This is a genomic window from Marinobacter sp. tcs-11 (assembly GCF_002049515.1).
Classification (GTDB): domain Bacteria; phylum Pseudomonadota; class Gammaproteobacteria; order Pseudomonadales; family Oleiphilaceae; genus Marinobacter; species Marinobacter nauticus.
In genome coordinates this window covers 206,749-223,172 of record NZ_LLYU01000001.1, presented here as the reverse complement: position 1 = coordinate 223,172, position 16,424 = coordinate 206,749, and the positions used below count along the sequence as shown (strand labels likewise).

General features: G+C 59.6%; 13 protein-coding genes. 4 read left to right on the top strand and 9 right to left on the bottom strand.

Annotated elements, in window-relative coordinates:
* Position 1: 1 nt before the first annotated feature.
* Positions 2-895 (bottom strand): metal-dependent hydrolase, encoded by an 894-nt coding sequence (locus ARC85_RS00980; protein ID WP_286714166.1) that lies wholly within the window; start codon positions 893-895, stop codon positions 2-4.
* Between the two features lie 219 nt (positions 896-1,114).
* Between ARC85_RS00980 and ARC85_RS00975 the strand changes: the two genes are divergently transcribed.
* Together ARC85_RS00975 and ARC85_RS00970 are read left to right on the top strand one after the other, a co-directional pair.
* The gene (locus ARC85_RS00975; protein ID WP_011783745.1) at positions 1,115-2,221 is read left to right on the top strand and encodes a helix-turn-helix transcriptional regulator; all 1,107 of its coding nucleotides are present in this window, start codon (positions 1,115-1,117) and stop codon (positions 2,219-2,221) included.
* 107 nt (positions 2,222-2,328) lie between these two features.
* A complete protein-coding gene (locus tag ARC85_RS00970; RefSeq protein ID WP_022993443.1) occupies positions 2,329-2,736 on the top strand; it encodes an NINE protein in 408 nt (135 codons plus the stop codon).
* Here ARC85_RS00970 and ARC85_RS00965 read toward each other — a convergent pair whose 3' ends face one another.
* Positions 2,737-4,104: a WS/DGAT/MGAT family O-acyltransferase gene (locus tag ARC85_RS00965; protein ID WP_153739756.1), complete on the bottom strand. Its 1,368-nt coding sequence runs from the start codon at positions 4,102-4,104 to the stop codon at positions 2,737-2,739.
* Positions 4,105-4,205: 101 nt separating this feature from the next.
* A complete protein-coding gene (locus tag ARC85_RS00960) occupies positions 4,206-6,083 on the bottom strand; it encodes an MFS transporter (RefSeq protein WP_286714165.1) in 1,878 nt (625 codons plus the stop codon).
* Positions 6,084-6,219: 136 nt separating this feature from the next.
* On the opposite strand from ARC85_RS00960, the gene ARC85_RS00955 reads away from it, so the two are divergent.
* A complete protein-coding gene (locus ARC85_RS00955; protein WP_023007831.1) occupies positions 6,220-6,885 on the top strand; it encodes a nitroreductase in 666 nt (221 codons plus the stop codon).
* A 12-nt stretch (positions 6,886-6,897) separates the two neighbouring features.
* Here ARC85_RS00955 and nirD read toward each other — a convergent pair whose 3' ends face one another.
* The 3 genes from nirD to ARC85_RS00940 form a co-directional block, all read right to left on the bottom strand.
* Positions 6,898-7,266 (bottom strand): nitrite reductase small subunit NirD, encoded by a 369-nt coding sequence (gene nirD, locus ARC85_RS00950; protein WP_199452022.1) that lies wholly within the window; start codon positions 7,264-7,266, stop codon positions 6,898-6,900.
* A gap of 169 nt (positions 7,267-7,435) precedes the next feature.
* On the bottom strand, positions 7,436-9,949 hold the full coding sequence (gene nirB / locus ARC85_RS00945; protein ID WP_286714164.1) for a nitrite reductase large subunit NirB: 2,514 nt from the start codon (positions 9,947-9,949) through the stop codon (positions 7,436-7,438).
* Positions 9,950-9,976: 27 nt separating this feature from the next.
* On the bottom strand, positions 9,977-11,320 hold the full coding sequence (locus tag ARC85_RS00940; protein ID WP_286714163.1) for an NAD(P)/FAD-dependent oxidoreductase: 1,344 nt from the start codon (positions 11,318-11,320) through the stop codon (positions 9,977-9,979).
* Between the two features lie 232 nt (positions 11,321-11,552).
* Between ARC85_RS00940 and ARC85_RS00935 the strand changes: the two genes are divergently transcribed.
* Positions 11,553-12,851: a nitrate regulatory protein gene (locus ARC85_RS00935; RefSeq protein WP_199452021.1), complete on the top strand. Its 1,299-nt coding sequence runs from the start codon at positions 11,553-11,555 to the stop codon at positions 12,849-12,851.
* 44 nt (positions 12,852-12,895) lie between these two features.
* Here the strand turns inward: ARC85_RS00935 and ARC85_RS00930 are convergent, their stop codons facing one another.
* From ARC85_RS00930 to ARC85_RS00920, 3 genes are all read right to left on the bottom strand, one after another.
* On the bottom strand, positions 12,896-13,756 hold the full coding sequence (locus ARC85_RS00930; protein ID WP_199452020.1) for an ABC transporter ATP-binding protein: 861 nt from the start codon (positions 13,754-13,756) through the stop codon (positions 12,896-12,898).
* A gap of 233 nt (positions 13,757-13,989) precedes the next feature.
* On the bottom strand, positions 13,990-14,982 hold the full coding sequence (locus tag ARC85_RS00925; RefSeq protein WP_036149976.1) for an ABC transporter permease: 993 nt from the start codon (positions 14,980-14,982) through the stop codon (positions 13,990-13,992).
* Positions 14,983-14,995: 13 nt separating this feature from the next.
* On the bottom strand, positions 14,996-16,360 hold the full coding sequence (locus tag ARC85_RS00920; RefSeq protein ID WP_286714162.1) for a CmpA/NrtA family ABC transporter substrate-binding protein: 1,365 nt from the start codon (positions 16,358-16,360) through the stop codon (positions 14,996-14,998).
* Positions 16,361-16,424 lie beyond the last annotated feature (64 nt).

Below are 16,424 nucleotides of genomic sequence, written 5' to 3'. Positions count from 1 at the left end.
ATTACTGCAGCGTGCGCCGATTGCCGTTCTTGTACTGGGGCGCGATGTAGTCCTGGATCTGTTCCTTGAAACGACCGATCAGCTCACTGTTGTCCTTGTCCCAGGGATGGAAGCCGGGCTTGAAGTACTCCAGCCAGGTCGGGATCAGACTGGAGAAGGCGCCGTTTTTGCCCCACATGCGCCACATACCTTTGGCGGCGTCCTTAACGGAGAAATGGCTGCGGTCCTTCAGGGCCATGCGGCCGGTATACCAGGTGCTGACAATACCCAGGGCTACGGTACTGAAGACCTGGTAAAACGCCCGCTCGGTGTAGGTACCGCCAGCCTGGAGGAAAACGTCATAAGCAACGGCCTTATGCTCGGTTTCCTCAATGGCGTGCCACACCCACAGCGGGCGCATGGATTCGTGCATGTCTTCGCGTATATCGTCACGCTCTAGCAGCATGTCGGCCATCATGGCTGTGATGTGCTCCAGGGCGCAGGTAATGGCCAGCTGGTGGCGTTTGGGCAGCTTCCGTGCCACGTCCAGAATCACTTTCAGATCCCGCTCCATCTCTTCTACCGGCATGCCCTGGTCGCGGACATGCTGGTTCATGGCGATGTGCTCGAGCGAGTGCATGGCTTCCTGGCCGATGAAACCGCGCACGTCCGCTTTCAGCTTCTTGTCCTGGATCTGGTCTCGAAACGCCCGGACCGAGTCCACAAAAAACTGCTCACCCTCGGGAAACAAAACAGACAGGGCGTTCATGGTATGACTGATCAGATAGTTGTTATCCACCCAGTATCTGGGGACCTGTTCGCCAAACTCGAAACCCATGCGCTGGGGTTTGATGGAGACATTGTCCGGGGTATGGGAGGCCTTGCCCGGTTTGTTCGTTTGTGTGGTGGTCAGCATGGTTCTACTCCTTTGCGACGGAACGCTTTGGCTGATGTCATGGAGCCAGTGTGGCGGAGTCAATCCGGATACTGAATGCGCGAAGGGGACGGGCATCGTCCACAATGGGACAGGGGATTGGCCCGGGCGACAGCGGAGTCGGGGCAGCGGGCCCCACTGTGGCGGCAATCCGGTTCTGATAGAGTCAGAAACACGATAAATATCAATCAGGGACACACTATGGCAGGTACCGGTGCAGACAACGAGCGGCAAATGTTGGGGTTGTTCCTGGTGCCCGGGGTGTACCTGCGGGTACTGGCTGAAACCGTTCGTCAACTGGGTTACAACGACCGCCAGCTTTATCAGGGCCTGGATTTCACACATGAAGACCTGAAAGCCAACGACAGTCGGGTTTTCGTCACTGACGCCACTCTGATGGCGCAGCGCGCGCTCGAGGTGGCGGGCAAAGATGGCCTGAGTTTTATACTGGCGAGAGAGTTGCGGCTGACCATCCATGGCACCCTGGGCTTCGCCGCGCTTACCAGCCCGACCTTTGAGGGTGCGCTGGACTCTGTCCGTCGTTATCTTCAGCTGCGGGCGCCCTTTCTGAGCATGAAACAGTCCATAGCCGGTGACAAGGTGCTGGTTCAGCTGTGCGCGGAGTTTGCGTTGCCGCCTATCTCCGAGTTTCTGGCCGAGACGGTCAGCGCCACGTTGATTCTGCTCACTGAACAACTGCTCGACCGGAGCGATGCCGAGGCCCGGGGTTTTGCCCTGGAAGAGGGTAAATTACCGGGCGTGTCGGTACACCTGCGGGGCCCTGAGCCAGCCTATTACCGGCGGTTTGCCGCCCAGTTGCCGGTCCGTTTCGAGTTTGGCCAGCCCGAGGAAATGCTGATTTTCCCCCGCAAGCTGCTGGACGTGCGCATGCGTCTGGCGGATGCTGAAGCCTCCCGGATGGCCCGGGACCAGTGTGAATTCGAGTTGCAGAAGGCGCTCAAGGAGCAGGGCGACATCGTGCTGGCGATTCGCAATATGCTGCGGATGACCCCAGGCCCCTTGCCCTCCCTGGAGGCCATGGCCGAGCGCTTCTGCGTGTCTTCCCGCACCCTGAAGCGGCGGTTGGCGGACCGGGACACCAGTTATCGGGAGATTGTCGAGGCCGTGCTGAAAGATCGGGCCATCCAGTTGCTGCGCTACACCAATCAGTCAGTCAGCGAGATTGCCTATGAACTGGGCTATGCCGATCTGTCCAATTTCAGCCGTGCTTTCCGCAAGTGGACGGGTAAATCCGCCAGTGAGTTTCGCGAGGACGGGCCGGACCCGGCACCGGATCTGGGGCCCTGAGTGCCGTTTGTGATTCCAGCGTTCGCCCCCATATTGATCTGATCAGGCGTCCGTTTTGCGTCTGTGGTGACACACCAAATCCAACTGTGAACAGGAAGAACGCCGCAATGATCGAAAGACCCGACACCCACAGCAAGCTGATCGGCTACCTGCTCTGGATATTCGGATTCCTGGGTTCGCACCGTTTCTATTACGGCAAGCCGGTGACCGGCACCATCTGGTTCTTTACTCTGGGGCTGCTGTTTATCGGCTGGATTATTGATTTGTTCCTGATTCCGGCTATGGACAAGGAAGCTGATTACCGGTTCCAGGATGGCCAGATCAGCTACAACATCGGCTGGATACTGCTGACCTTCCTGGGGGTTTTCGGGGTGCACCGGATGTACATGGGCAAATGGCTCACCGGCATCCTGTACCTGCTCACCGGCGGCCTGTTTTTCATCGGTGTGCTGTACGATTTCTGGACCCTGAACAGCCAGATTTCCGAGCGTAACCGGGCCGATCAGCTGGCCTGATTACAGACCGGCGTTGCACTCCAGCTCTGCCAGACCCTGTTCCAGGTAGTCCAGCATCCGTTGCAGGCTGGGCAGGGTCCGGCGACAGCCAATCAGGCCGAACTCCACCTGGTCGTTATAGCTGGTCAGTGTCATGTTCAGGGCCAGTCTGTCCATATCGATAGACACCGGATACATGCCTTCCAGTTTCGCCCCGTTCCAGTACAGGGGCCTGGATGGCCCGGGGACATTGGAAATCACCACATTGAAGGTCTGCCACTTGGGCGCCAGCCCGGTCAGCAGGTGGAAGGCGGCCGGCGCCAGGGTCAGGGCCGTGTAGTTGACGATTTCCTCCGGGCTCATATGCCGGTAGCGCTGCTTGGCCTCTTCCATGCCATGGTGGATTTTTAACAGTCGTTCGCCGGCCTCTTGCACATCGGTGTGAAGGCTCGCCAGGATGACGCCTACCTGGTTGCCACCGGAGCTGTCGTCCCGGCGTAGCGACACCGGCACAAAGGCCACCAGTGGTTTCTCCGGCAAGGCATCCTGATTCATCAGATAGGTACGCAGAGCCGCTGCGCACATGGCAGTCACGACATCGTTGACCGTGGTGCCGTAGGCCTCGCACACGGCGCGAATCCGTTTCAGGCACCAGGACTGAGCGGCGAAACGACGGGAACCGGTGATTTTCTGGTTCAGCATGCAGCGCGGGGCATGGAAAATGGAGTCGTAGGCCGGATCCTTCCGGGCCTGATTGATGGTTTTCAGTAACTCCTTTGCCACGGTGGGAATGGTGCCGAGCTGGCGGCCCGAAAGCCCCAGCAAATGGGTGACACTGCGCCAGAGGGAGTGTCCGTCCGACTCGCCCCTATCCCGTGACAGGCAAGGCAGATCCCAGATTGGCGGCATGCCGTGTTCGTCCGGGTTTTCACTCAGCATCCGGGTGGCCATGCGCATGGCCGAGACACCGTCCACCAGGGAATGGTGAACCTTGGTGTAGAGCGCGAACTGCCTGTCTTTCAGGCCCTCGATCAGGTGCACCTCCCACATGGGGCGCTCCCGGTCCATCAGGTGCGAATGCTCCGCCGATACGAACGACAGCAGCTCCCGAATACGCCCGGGTGTGGGCAGCGCCTCGAAGCGGAAATGATGCTCAAGGTCCAGGTGCTCATCCTCCACCCATACCGGCTGGCCCAGGCGATAGCTCAGGCGCTGGTTAAAGGGGGCGGTCACCTCCGTCTTCTGCCGAAGCTGATCTGCCAGCTGCGCGACATAGTCGTCCGGCGCGCCTTCGGGGAAGGAAAACAGCTGGAGGCCGCCCACATGCATGGGCTGCTGGCGTTTTTCCAGCCAGAGAAAGAGCTGGTCAGTGGGATTCAGGGGCGTCACGGGGCAATCCTTGTTCTTGGTTTATGCCCCGATACTACCCCACTCCGAGCGGGTAAAAATTGGCTTTGGTAACAGCACCACCAAAAAGCCCGGCGAAAAGACTATTGTGCATCTCCACGCAGCGCTTTGACCTTTTGTTCCAGGCGCTCGGCACTGGCCTCGTGGGGCGAGACCGGGAGACCAGCCAGCAGATGAATCCGGGACCAGAACCGCCGTGGCCAATGGCTGAAGGCCGGCCCGCCACAATGGCTGAAAAAGCTGCCCCAGAGGCCGCGCAGTGCCATTGGCACCACCGGTACCGGTCGCCGGGCCAGAATCATGTCGACACCGGGCTTGAAGGTATCGACTTCGCCGTCTTTGGTGAGTTTGCCTTCCGGGAAAATACAGACCACATGGCCGGCTGCGAGTTCTTCATCAATGCGGTCGAAAGCGGCTTCGTAAATCTCCGGCACCTTTGATTTCGGACCAATGGGGATAGCCTTGGCCAGGCGGAAGAAACCGCCCATGACCGGTGTCGCGAAAATGTTGTGATCCATTACGAATCGGACGGGCCGCCGTACCGCGCCGGCGATCACCAGGGCATCCATGTAGGAGACGTGGTTGCACACCAGCAGCACGGGGCCCTGCTCGGGTATCCGGTCCAGGTTGTGGTGCGTGACCCGATAAATCGTGTGGGACAGGACCCAGATCACAAAGCGCAGGGCAAAGTCCGGTACCTGCTGGTACACGTAGGCCGCCACCATCAGGTTCATGATCGACAGCACCAGGAAGAATTCGGGAATGGTGAGCCCGAACAGGCCGAGCATGAGCATGCCCAGCAGCGCGCTGACCACCATAAACAGGGCGTTGAAAATATTCAGGGCGGCGATCACGCGGGCCCGGGTGGCCGGTGGTGTTTCCTGCTGGACATAAGCATACAGCGGCACGATAAACAGGCCGCCAAAGATACCAATGGCCAACAGGTCAATGGCCACCTGGCGATAATGGGGATCGGTTATGATCAGCCACCAGTCTGAGGGAATTGGCTGCTTCGGCATATTGAAGAACAGATCGATGCCGAAGAAACTCAGGCCAATGGAGCCGATGGGTACGATCCCCAGTTCAATCTTGTGGCCGGACAGCCGCTCGCAGGCAATGGAGCCGGCGGCGATGCCGATGGTGAAAATCGCCAGCAGTAAGGTGACGACCGTTTCGTCACCCATCAGGTGAGTCTTGGCGAAGTTCGGAAACTGGGTCAGATAGGCGGCACCCAGAAACCAGAACCAGGATATCGCCATGATGCTCAGGAATACATTGTGATTGTCCCGGGCAATGGCCATCAGTTTCCAGGTTTCCTGCAGCGGCCGGAAACCAATACGCAGATCCGGCGCTGCCGCCTCGGCCCTGGGAATCCGCCAGGCAGCCACCAGGCCAATCACCGCGAGCACCGCAACGGCGATGGCAATCACGGGGCCGGGAGCCGCAGCTTTCATCATCACGCCGGCCATCAGGGTACCCACCAGGATGGCCACAAACGTGCCCATCTCTACCAGCGCGTTACCACCCACCAGCTCGGATTCTTTCAGGGCCTGGGGCAGGATCGCGTACTTCACCGGCCCGAAAAACGCGGATTGTACGCCGGTGAGAAACAGCAGAAGGAACAACACCTCGTACCAGCCAAACCAGAGACCGACCGCGGCAATGCCCATGATCACCACCTCGGCGAATTTGATCCAGCGGATAACCGTGGATTTCTCGTACCGGTCCGCCACCTGGCCGGCGATGGCGGAGAACAGGAAAAACGGCAGGATAAACAGCATCGCGGCGAGATTGACCACCACATCCGACGACAGGCCAAACAGGCCCCCGGCGCTGTAGGTCACCAGCAGCAACAAGGCATTCTTGAACAGGTTGTCGTTGAAGGCACCGGCAAACTGGGTGACAAAGAATGGCAGGAACCGTCGCTCGGATAGCAGGCGAAACTGACTGTGATCTTCCATAACCTGAGGCTCTCCCTATGGGGTTCGCCGCAGACTATACGGCGCCCGGGAGGTGGTCAAGCGCGGCTGTTGTGCGCATACTGGATGCAGGATTGTGTTCCCAACCCAATGTTCTGGATGATGTGGAGTCTTGCCTATGGATGTTCAGCAGGCTGTTGTGTCACGCCGCTCGGTGCGGGACTTTCTGGATACCCCGGTGCCTGAAGCCACGCTTCGAACGGTAATCGAAACGGCGACCCGGTCGCCATCCGGAGGCAACCTGCAACCCTGGCATCTGCACGTCGTCACCGGCGATGCTCTGGCCCGACTCAAAGCCTTGATGCAGGAGAAGGTCAGCAAAGGTTTCAACGAAGTGCCGGAATACGAAATCTACCCACCAAAACTGCAATCGCCCTACCGCGACCGCCGGTTCGAAATCGGCGAACTCATGTACCGCCGGCTCGACATCCCCAGGGAAGACAAAGCCGCCCGCTTCGAATGGTTCAAACGCAACTTCGAATTCTTCGGCGCTCCGGTCGGCCTGTTCTGCACCGTCGACGACAACATGGGCCCGCCCCAGTGGTCCGATCTGGGCATGATCCTGCAAACCATCATGCTGTTGCTGCGCGCCGAAGGCCTGGACAGCTGCGCCCAGGAATCCTGGTCGGTGTACCCGAAAACCATCAGCGAATTCCTGGGCTTGCCCGAACACCGAAAAGTCTTCGCCGGCATGGCCATCGGCTACGCCAACCCCGACAGCCCGGTGAACCAGCTCACCAGCCCAAGGGCGCCGCTGTCGGAAAACGTCGAATTCATCAGCTGATGTGAGCGAACCTCAGGCGGCCACCGACGCCGCCTGAGCCACCGGCACTTCCAGCCGGATCCGGTTGCCGTCCAGCAACACCGGATAGACCTTCACCTGCATGTTCTCGTCTTCCAGACATTGCCCGCTGCGCAGGCTGAAATGCTGCTTGTACAACGGCGACGCCACCACCGGCTCGCCGTTGATATCCCCGGTAATGCCTCGGGCCAGCACGTTCGAGCCACTGAACGGATCGGTATGGCTGATGGCAAACAACGCCGGCAGGCGGTGCGGCAGATAAAACACCGCCACCGGCCCGTCCTCGGTCCAAACCGCAATGCCGGAGTCAGCTACCAGATCGTCCACGGTGCACACTGCTTCCCAACAAGTCCGAGCTTTCATAGCAAAGTCTCCAAATTCCAAGGTCGTTAAGTTTCCTATCCCACAGATGTTCGTGAGCGTGGGAGCCGGATTCATTTTCTGGCAGGAAAAAAGATGTCTGAGCAAAGCGAGTTATTTTTTCCAGAAGAAAATGAATCCGGCTCCCGCGCTCCGCCCCCAAACCAGAAGGCTACGAAGAAGCCACCTCCAAAACAGGCCGACGCTGCCCCCGCTCTGAAGTCCACTGCTGCACCGGATCCTTCTGTTCCGGCGCATTCACAAACTCCCGGAACCGCTTGCGCTTCTCCGGATCCTCCACGGCGGTTTTCCACTCGCACTGATAGGTCTCCACCAGATCCGACATGTGTTGTTCCAGCTCCTCGCCGATACCGAGGCTGTCCTCCAGCACCACCTGCTTCAGATACTCCAGCCCACCTTCCAGATTCTCCATCCAGACCGACGTCCGCTGCAGCCGGTCCGCCGTGCGCACATAGAACATCACCACCCGGTCGATGGTGCGGATCAGCTCCTCATCCGACAGATCGGTGGCAAACAGATCCGCATGCCGCGGCCGCATCCCGCCATTGCCACACACATACAGGTTCCAGCCCTTCTCCGTGGCAATTACCCCGAAATCCTTGCTCTGGGCCTCCGCGCATTCACGGGTGCAGCCGGACACCGCCATCTTCACCTTGTGCGGCGCCCGCAGGCCCTTGTAGCGATTTTCCAGGGTAATGGCCATGCCCACGCTGTCCTGCACGCCATAGCGGCACCAGGTGCTGCCCACGCAGGACTTCACCGTACGCAGGGACTTGCCATAGGCGTGGCCGGTTTCAAAACCGGCGGCGATCAGCTTCTCCCAGATCTCCGGCAGTTCGCTCAGGGTGGCGCCGAACAGATCCACCCGTTGCCCGCCGGTGATCTTGGTGTACAGATCGTACTCCCTGGCCACTTCGCCCAGCACAATCAGCTTTTCAGGGGTAATCTCGCCGCCCGGAATGCGTGGCACGATGGAGTAAGTGCCGTTCTTCTGCATGTTGGCCATGAAAGTGTCGTTGGTGTCCTGTAGCGGCACGTGGTCGGTGGCCAGAATATGCTCGTTCCAGCAGGTGGCCAGAATGGAGCCCACCGTTGGCTTGCAGATGTCACAGCCCTGGCCCTTGCCGTATTGTTTGAGCAGACCCCGGAAGGTGCGGATACCGTTCACCTTCACCAGATGGAACAGTTCCTGTCGGGTGTAGGGGAAGTGTTCGCAAAGGTCGGTACACACCTCCACGCCGCGCTTTTCCAGCTCGCTGTCCACCACCTTCTTCAGTAAAGCCGCACAGCCGCCGCAACCGGTACTGGCCCTGGTTTCAGCCTTGACGCCGCCCAGATCGGTGCAGCCGGCGTCAATGGCGCCACATATATCGCCCTTGGTGACGTTGTGGCAGGAACAGATGGAGGCGCTGTCCGGCAGGGCGTCGGCCCCCAGGGCAGGCGCGCCTCCTTCGCTTTCCGGCAGAATCAGCGCCTCCGGGTTGGCTGGCAGCTCAATGCCATTGAGGGCGTACTGCAGCAGGGTATCGTAAGGGCCGTTGTCGCCTACCAGAATGGCGCCCAGCAGAGTCTTGCCGTCCTGGCTCACCACCATGCGCCGGTAGTGGCCGGCCTGCTCATCGTGAAAACGGATATTGCGTGCACCCGGGGTCTGGCCATGGGCATCGCCGATGGAGCCCACATCCACCCCCAGTAGCTTGAGTTTGGTGCTCATATCGGCACCGGTAAAGGCCGCGCTGGTGTCTTTGTTCAAAGCGGCCGACAGGGTGCGCGCCATGGTGTAACCCGGAGCCACCAGACCGAAGATACGGTTGTTCCAGAGTGCGCATTCGCCGATGGCGTGAATGTTCGGGTCTGAGGTGGTGCATTGATTGTTGACCACAATCCCGCCGCGTTCGCCCACCTCCAGGCCGCAGGCCCGGGCCAGGGTATCCTGGGGACGGATGCCGGCGGAAAACACAATCAGATCGGTTTCCAGATGGCTGTCGTCGGCGAAGTTCATCCTCAGCCGCGCGTCGCTGCCCGGCACAATGGCCGTGGTCGCCTTCTCGGTGTGCACCTGCACGCCCAGATCCTCGATCTTCTGGCGCAAAAGGGCGCCACCCTGATCGTCCAGCTGCACAGGCATCAGGCGCGGGGCAAATTCCACTACATGGGCCTGCAGGCCCAGGCTTTTCAGGGCGTTTGCCGCTTCCAGCCCCAGCAGACCGCCGCCCACCACGACACCGGTTTTCGCCGACTGGGCACTGGCCTGAATGGCATCCAGATCGTCCAGGGTTCGGTACACAAAGCAGCCATCCTGATCGTTGCCCTTAATGGGCGGTACGAACGGGTAGGAGCCGGTGGCCAGCACCAGTTGATCGTAGGTGTACTCGCCCTTGGGTGTGGTGATCATCCGGGCGTCCCGATCTATGCCGGTCACCGGCTCATTCAGGTGCAGATCAATGCCCTGGTCGGTGTACCAGTCCGCGGTGCCCATGGCCAGGTCTGCATGGCTTGAGCCGCTGAAGTACTCCGACAGGTGCACCCGGTCGTAGGCCAGTTGCTTTTCTTCGCCGAAAACCACGATGTTATAGGCGTCAGCGGCCGGAGACTGGCTGAACTGTTCCAGGAAGTGATGGCCAACCATGCCGTTGCCGATCACGATCAGGGTCTGTTTGCTCATAGTCTTGTCCTCTCTCATAGCAGCGGATCAGGCTGCTGCGTCGCAATAGGTTTTGCCGAAAGCGATAGTGTCCCGGTAGCGGGAGACATCGGCGCCGGAGCGAATCAGTTCGCTGTACCAGGGCCCGTTGGCGGTATCGCCCAGCAGGATGGCGCCGGCGAGCCGGTTGCCATCCAGCAGCAGTTGGCCGTAGACCGCGTGGGTTCGGTCCTGCCATTCAACAATTTCGGTATGCTCGCCGGGGACTACCCGGCCACAGGAAAAAATGGGCAGATCGCTGATTTTCAGTCGGGTGGCGACTTCTCCGGGCTCAAATGCTCTGGCTCCCGGCACCTGGCAAAGAAGCTGTGCCAGGATCCGGGCCTGCTCGTAACCGGGTTCGACCAGGCCAAAGGTGTGTTCCTGAAACTGACAGCACTCACCCAGTGCGTAGATATGCGGGTTGGACGTCATCAGGTTCGGAGTGACTCGAATACCCCGGTCACAGTTGAGGCCGGCGTCAGCTGCCAATCCCTTGTTGGGTTCAATACCGGTAGCAATAACCACCAGGTCCGTGGCCAGTACCGTGCCGTCACTCAGTTCCACGGCGCGGACCTGATTCCGACCGAGCAGGGAGACCGGCGAGGTGCCGGTTCGGATACTCAGCCCCCGCTGCTGTAACTTCTGCTTCAGGATATCGCCAGCGATCGGGTTCAGCTGTCGGTTGAGCAGATGACCGCTGCGGTGCAGCACCGTAACGTCCATGCCCCGGGTCCTGAGCCCTTCGGCCGCCTCCAGACCGAGAAAGCCTCCGCCGATGACCACGGCCCGACGGTGTGACTTTGCCTGCCGGATCAGCGTGCGGGTGTCGGCCAGGTCCCGGAAGTTCATCACGCCGTCAAGGTCTTCACCGGGGAGGCCAAGGCGGGAGGGCTGTGCTCCGGTGGCCAGCACCAGCGTGTGATAGGACTGGGTGCGACCACAGGCGCTTGTTACCTGGCGCTGGCCCGGACTGATATGGGTGACAGGCTCATGCTGGTGCACCTCTATTCGGTGCTTGTGGAACCACTGCCAGGGTTTCAGTTCCAGATCGGTTTCCTGAATCTGATCGGCCAGCAATGACGACAACTGGATCCGGTTGTAGGCAGCGAAGGGCTCACCGTTAAACACCACAATGCGACTGAACGGATGCCCCTGGGCTACCAGTTGCTCCAGCAGCCGCTGCGCGACCATGCCATGGCCGCAGATCACCAGTGGGTTATCCTGTGTGTGTTCCATGGAACTGAGTGCCTCCAGCAACGAAAAAAGCCGGAGCATCATGCTCTCCGAAGAGAACAGATGGTCCGGCACCAATGCCAACAACAATGATCTGATGGTCCGGCCTGATTCCATGGCCGGGACAGTCGTCCTTGTCTAAGTGTTTGCGATCTCCGTGCCAACTTTTTCAGGCTTTATTATTCAATGGCTTAGGTGAGTCCGTTGAAAGAGTCCGGCTCGTGGGCATCAAAAGGGTGCCCCGGGATGGGGCGAAACGCACGATGATTGGGCCGGAATGACTGGCCTGTAAATTGCTGCAGTCCGGGTAGAAAGGAACCAACTGTGTACCGACACCAGGAGCTGCACCATGAACACCAAACGCCATCCCCGTATGACCGCGACAGCGACTGCTGCGGAATTTCTGATGGCCTCCCGCCAGTGTGAGATCCGTAATCTGGAGTACTTTCTGCAGATGGGGCGGTTGGTGCAGAGCGTGGGCAATCTGGTCCATGGCCTGCAACGGGAGCGAGGCGCCACCAATCTTTATCTGGGGTCCGGTTGCCAACGCTTTGCCCGGGAACGTACCGCCATGGTCAAGGAAAACGACCAGTTGGCCGCTACCTTCCGGCGGGCGTTGGCAGACATTCAGGAGGATCTCACCACCCATCCGGTCAGCAGCCCACTGCTCGGGCACATCGCCAGCGCCCTGCACAGCCTCGACCAACTGCCCGGGCTGCGGCAGCGGGTGAATGACCAGGAGGCCAGTGTTTCGGAGGCCACGGAGTGGTTCTGCGACACTATTCATCAACTGATTACGGTCGTTTTCGAAGCGGCAGAAACCGTGGCAGAACCTTCGATTGCGGGACTGCTTGTGGCCATGGTGCATGTCATGAACGGAAAGGAATATTGTGGTCAGGAGCGGGCCGCAGGTTCCGCGGGGTTCTCCAGCGGACACTTCGATAACGCACTGTCACGGCGCATGATGCACCTGGTTGAAGCGCAGGAGCGGTGTTTTGAGGTGTTTGTCGGCTTCGCCAGTGAGGAGAGCCTGTCGCTCTGGCAAGCCCTGCGCGCTCACCCGCGGGAACTGGAAATTGAGCGGATGCGACAGATGGCCGTTTCGGTCGGGCCCTATAAGTCTCTGGATAAAGACATGGCCGACCGCTGGTTCAATCTGATGACAGAGCGCATGGACGATCTGAAGAAGATTGAGGATTCCGTTGAGAGCGCTTTCCACCATCGCTGCGTGGAGCGCTATACCGAAGCGCGCCACTCCCTGGCTCATCAGGAGACCCTGCTGGCCTCGCTGGAACAACGCCATGCCTCCACAACGCCCGTGCTGGTGGTTTGCGATAACGGTGTAGAGGCCGGAGCTGCCGACGCGTGGGTCGGGGAAGGTGTCGGGCAGCAATCAGGCCGATCCATCTTTGACCTGGTCCAGGAACAGACTCGCCGCCTGCGTCAGATGTCTGAAGAATTGCAGAGCGCCAAAGAAGCTCTGGAAGATCGTCGTACCCAGGAAAAGGCCGTCCTGCTGTTGATGGAACACCGCAACATCAGCAATGACGAAGCCCACCGCCTGCTGCGAAAACTGGCCATGGATCAGGGCAAGCGACTGCCCGAAGTCGCCCGGGCACTGGTATCCATGGCAGGGGTCTTAAGCTGATACTTGAACCAGGCCGGGACGGGGCGCCCCGCCCCGGCATAAAGTCAGGCCGAAGCTGAATGTTTTGCTGCCGGCGCCTCGGGTTTTGCATTGCTGCCGCGGCGACTGTTCAGTGACTCCAGCTTGCGCTGCTTCTCGTAAAGGAACGACAACACCTCCTGCCGGTAATGCACATATTTGACATCATCCGCCAGGGCCACACGATTGCGAGGCCTTGGCAGATCAATGTGCAGATCCTCCCCCACCGTGGCGGCAGGGCCGTTGGTCATCATGATAATGCGGTCGGACAACAGCACCGCCTCGTCCACATCGTGGGTAATCATGATCACGGTATTGTTCAGCTCCTGCTGTATTTCCATCAGCGAATCCTGCAAATGGGCCCGTGTCAGGGCATCCAGCGCCCCGAACGGCTCATCCATCAGCAACACACTGGGTTTCATGGCCAATGCCCGGGCGATGCCCACCCGTTGCGCCATCCCCCCGGAAATCTCGCCCGGCCGCTTGTTGGCGGCGTGGGCCATATTCACCAGTTCCAGGTTATGGGTAATCCAGTCCTTGCGCTCCTGCCGGGTCATCGACTTGCGAAACACCTGCCGAACTGCCAGTTCCACGTTTTCATACACCGTTAACCAGGGCATCAGGGCATGATTCTGAAACACCACCGCCCGCTCGGGGCCGGGCGAATTTACCTCATGCCCATCCAGCACACAGCCACCCCTGGAGGCCTGCAGTAACCCGGCAACAATGTTCAGCACCGTCGATTTTCCGCAGCCGGAATGGCCGATCAGTGAAACAAACTCCCCTTTCTGGATCTTCAGGTTCACATTGTCCAGGGCAATGAACGGTCCTTTCGGCGTATCAAACGCCATTTCAACACCGGTTAGTTCTAAATGTGGTTTACTCATGGAATTCACCTCAAAAGCAAGCGGAGCGCCGGGTGGGTTACGCCTCCCGAAACCCTCAAAAACATGGATGTTTTTGCGGAGCGTACATGGGTAAAACCGAGCGTTTGTGGAGCACAGCTCCACGCGACGGTTTTACGACCGCAATCTGTGATTGCGGGCTGGACCCCATCGGGGTACTCGCCGCGTGTTTCGGGAGGCGTAACCCACCCGGTGCGGCATGCTCCAGAACGGGATCACTCATTCCAGGCCACCTTCCGCTGAATCAACAGCATGACCCGATCCAGCAAAAACCCGATAAACCCGATGGCCAGCACCGCCACCATAATCCGACTCAAAGACTGGCTACTGCCATTCTGGAACTCATCCCAGACAAACTTGCCCAGCCCCGGACTCTGCGCCAGCATCTCGGCGGCAATCAGCACCATCCAGGCAATGCCCAGCGACACCCGCAAGCCGGTAAAGATCATCGGCACCGACGAAGGCAACACCACCTTGCGAACGTGGGTCCAGAACGACAGCCGAAGTACCCGGGAGACGTTCAGCAGGTCGGGGTTTACCGCTGCCACTCCAACGCTGGTGTTGATCAGTGTTGGCCAGAGACTGCACAGAGTGACCGTAATCATCGAGGTCAGGAACGACTTCTCGAACATTGGATCGTCACTGACATAGGTGGCCGATACCACCATGGTCACCAGCGGCAGCCAGGCCAGCGGAGAGACCGGTTTGAAGATCTGTATCAATGGGTTCACCGCCGCCTGGAAATACCGGTTGAGGCCAAACACAATGCCCAGAGGTACTGCAATCAGCGACGCCAGGGCGAAACCGGCCAGCACCGTCAGCAGGCTGGTGACCACCTGGTCGAGAAAGGTGGGTGCGCCGGGGTAAGCCCGGATACGGACGTCTGCCTCCGGGTTGTCAGCCAGAATGCGGGCATTACGCTCCTCCTGCATGGCGATGAACTTATCGGCCCGCTCCCGCTGGCTGATATGCTCCTGCCACAGTTGCCCGGATTGTTCCCACACCTGCACCGGGCCGGGAAAGGCCCCCAGGGAGGTTTCCACCTGTGGCGCGGCCAGATGCCAGAAGCCCAGGAAGACCAGAATACCAACCAGTGGTAACAGCAGCTGCTTGCCCTGGCTGAGCCATTCGCCCGGTTGCAGACCGGAAAGTAGCTGGCGGCTGCCACTGGCCATGGACTGACTGATTCTTGCGCTTAACGTCGTCATGTCAGGCCCTCCCTTACGGTGTCTCCGACCCTTTCAGGCCGATACTGAAACGGTTGATGTAGGCATTGGGTTCGCGCGGAGTGAAAGGGACGCCGTCAATCAGCTCACCCTGCATGGGGCGTTCAAAATTCTCCTGGGCAAAGTCCGGGAAATCACTGGCGGTCATCAGGCCGTCCTCGATCAGTGACTGGGCGGCTTCGGCGTAAAGATCGCCCCGATACACCCGGGCTGCGGTCTTCATATACCAGTCGTCGGATTTTGCTTCGGGAATCTGGCCCCAGCGCCGCATCTGACTCAGGTACCAGATTGCATCAGACGGATACGGATAGGTAGCGTGGTAGCGGAAAAAGACGTTGAAATCCGGTACTTCCCGGACATCGCCCTTTTCATACTCGAAGGTACCGGTCATGGAGTTGGCAATCACTTCCCTGTCGGCCCCCACGTAGCTGGGGCGGGCAAGGATGTCCACGGCGGCCTCCCGGTTGGCATTCTGGTTTTCGTCCAGCCAGTAAGCTGCGCGGATCAGAGCCCGCAGTAACCGAAGGTGGGTATTGGGGTTCTGCTCGGCCCAGGCTTCGGTGACTCCGAACACCTTTTCCGGGTTGTTGGGCCAGATTTCATAATCGGTAATCACCGGCACACCGATGCCCTTGAAAACCGCCTGCTGATTCCAGGGCTCGCCCACGCAGTAGCCCTGGATGGTGCCTGCTTCCATGGTGGCGGGCATCTGGGGCGGCGGTGTCACGGAGAGGTGCACGTCGGCCTGGATGGTGCCGCTGGTATCGCCGCGCTGGGGCGCGTAGAAGCCGGGATTCAGGCCACCGGCGGCCAACCAGTAACGCAGTTCGTAATTGTGAGTGGACACCGGAAACACCATGCCCATGCGGAAGCGCTCGCCGTTGGCGCGGGTCTGCTCAACCACTGGCTTCAGCGCGCTGGCTGAAATCGGGTGTTCCGGATGATCGCCTTCCATTTCCAGGTTTGGTTTCATCGCTTCCCAGACGTCGTTGGACACGGTAATACCGTTGCCGTTGAGGTCCATACTGAAGGCGGTGATGATATCGGCCTGGGTGCCATAGCCTATGGATGCGCCCAGGGGTTGGCCGGCCAGCATGTGGGCACCATCCAGTTCACCGGTGATGACCCGGTCCAGCAGCACCTTCCAGTTCGCCTGGGCTTCGAGTTCTACGAATAACCCTTCGTCCATGAAGTAGCCCTGTTCCCAGGCAACCGCCAGGGGCGCCATATCCGTGAGTTTGATAAAGCCAAGCTTGAGATCGGGTTTCTCCGCCGGGCCAATATCGGCCTGGGCCAGGGAACTCAGGCCGATCAGGGTGGCGGTCAGTAAAGGTCGAACATAATGGTTCACTGTCTTCATCGTGATGCCTCTCGGTTCTCTCATTTCAGACGCGCAAAAAAAAGCGCCTGCCTCCGTTGCCGGA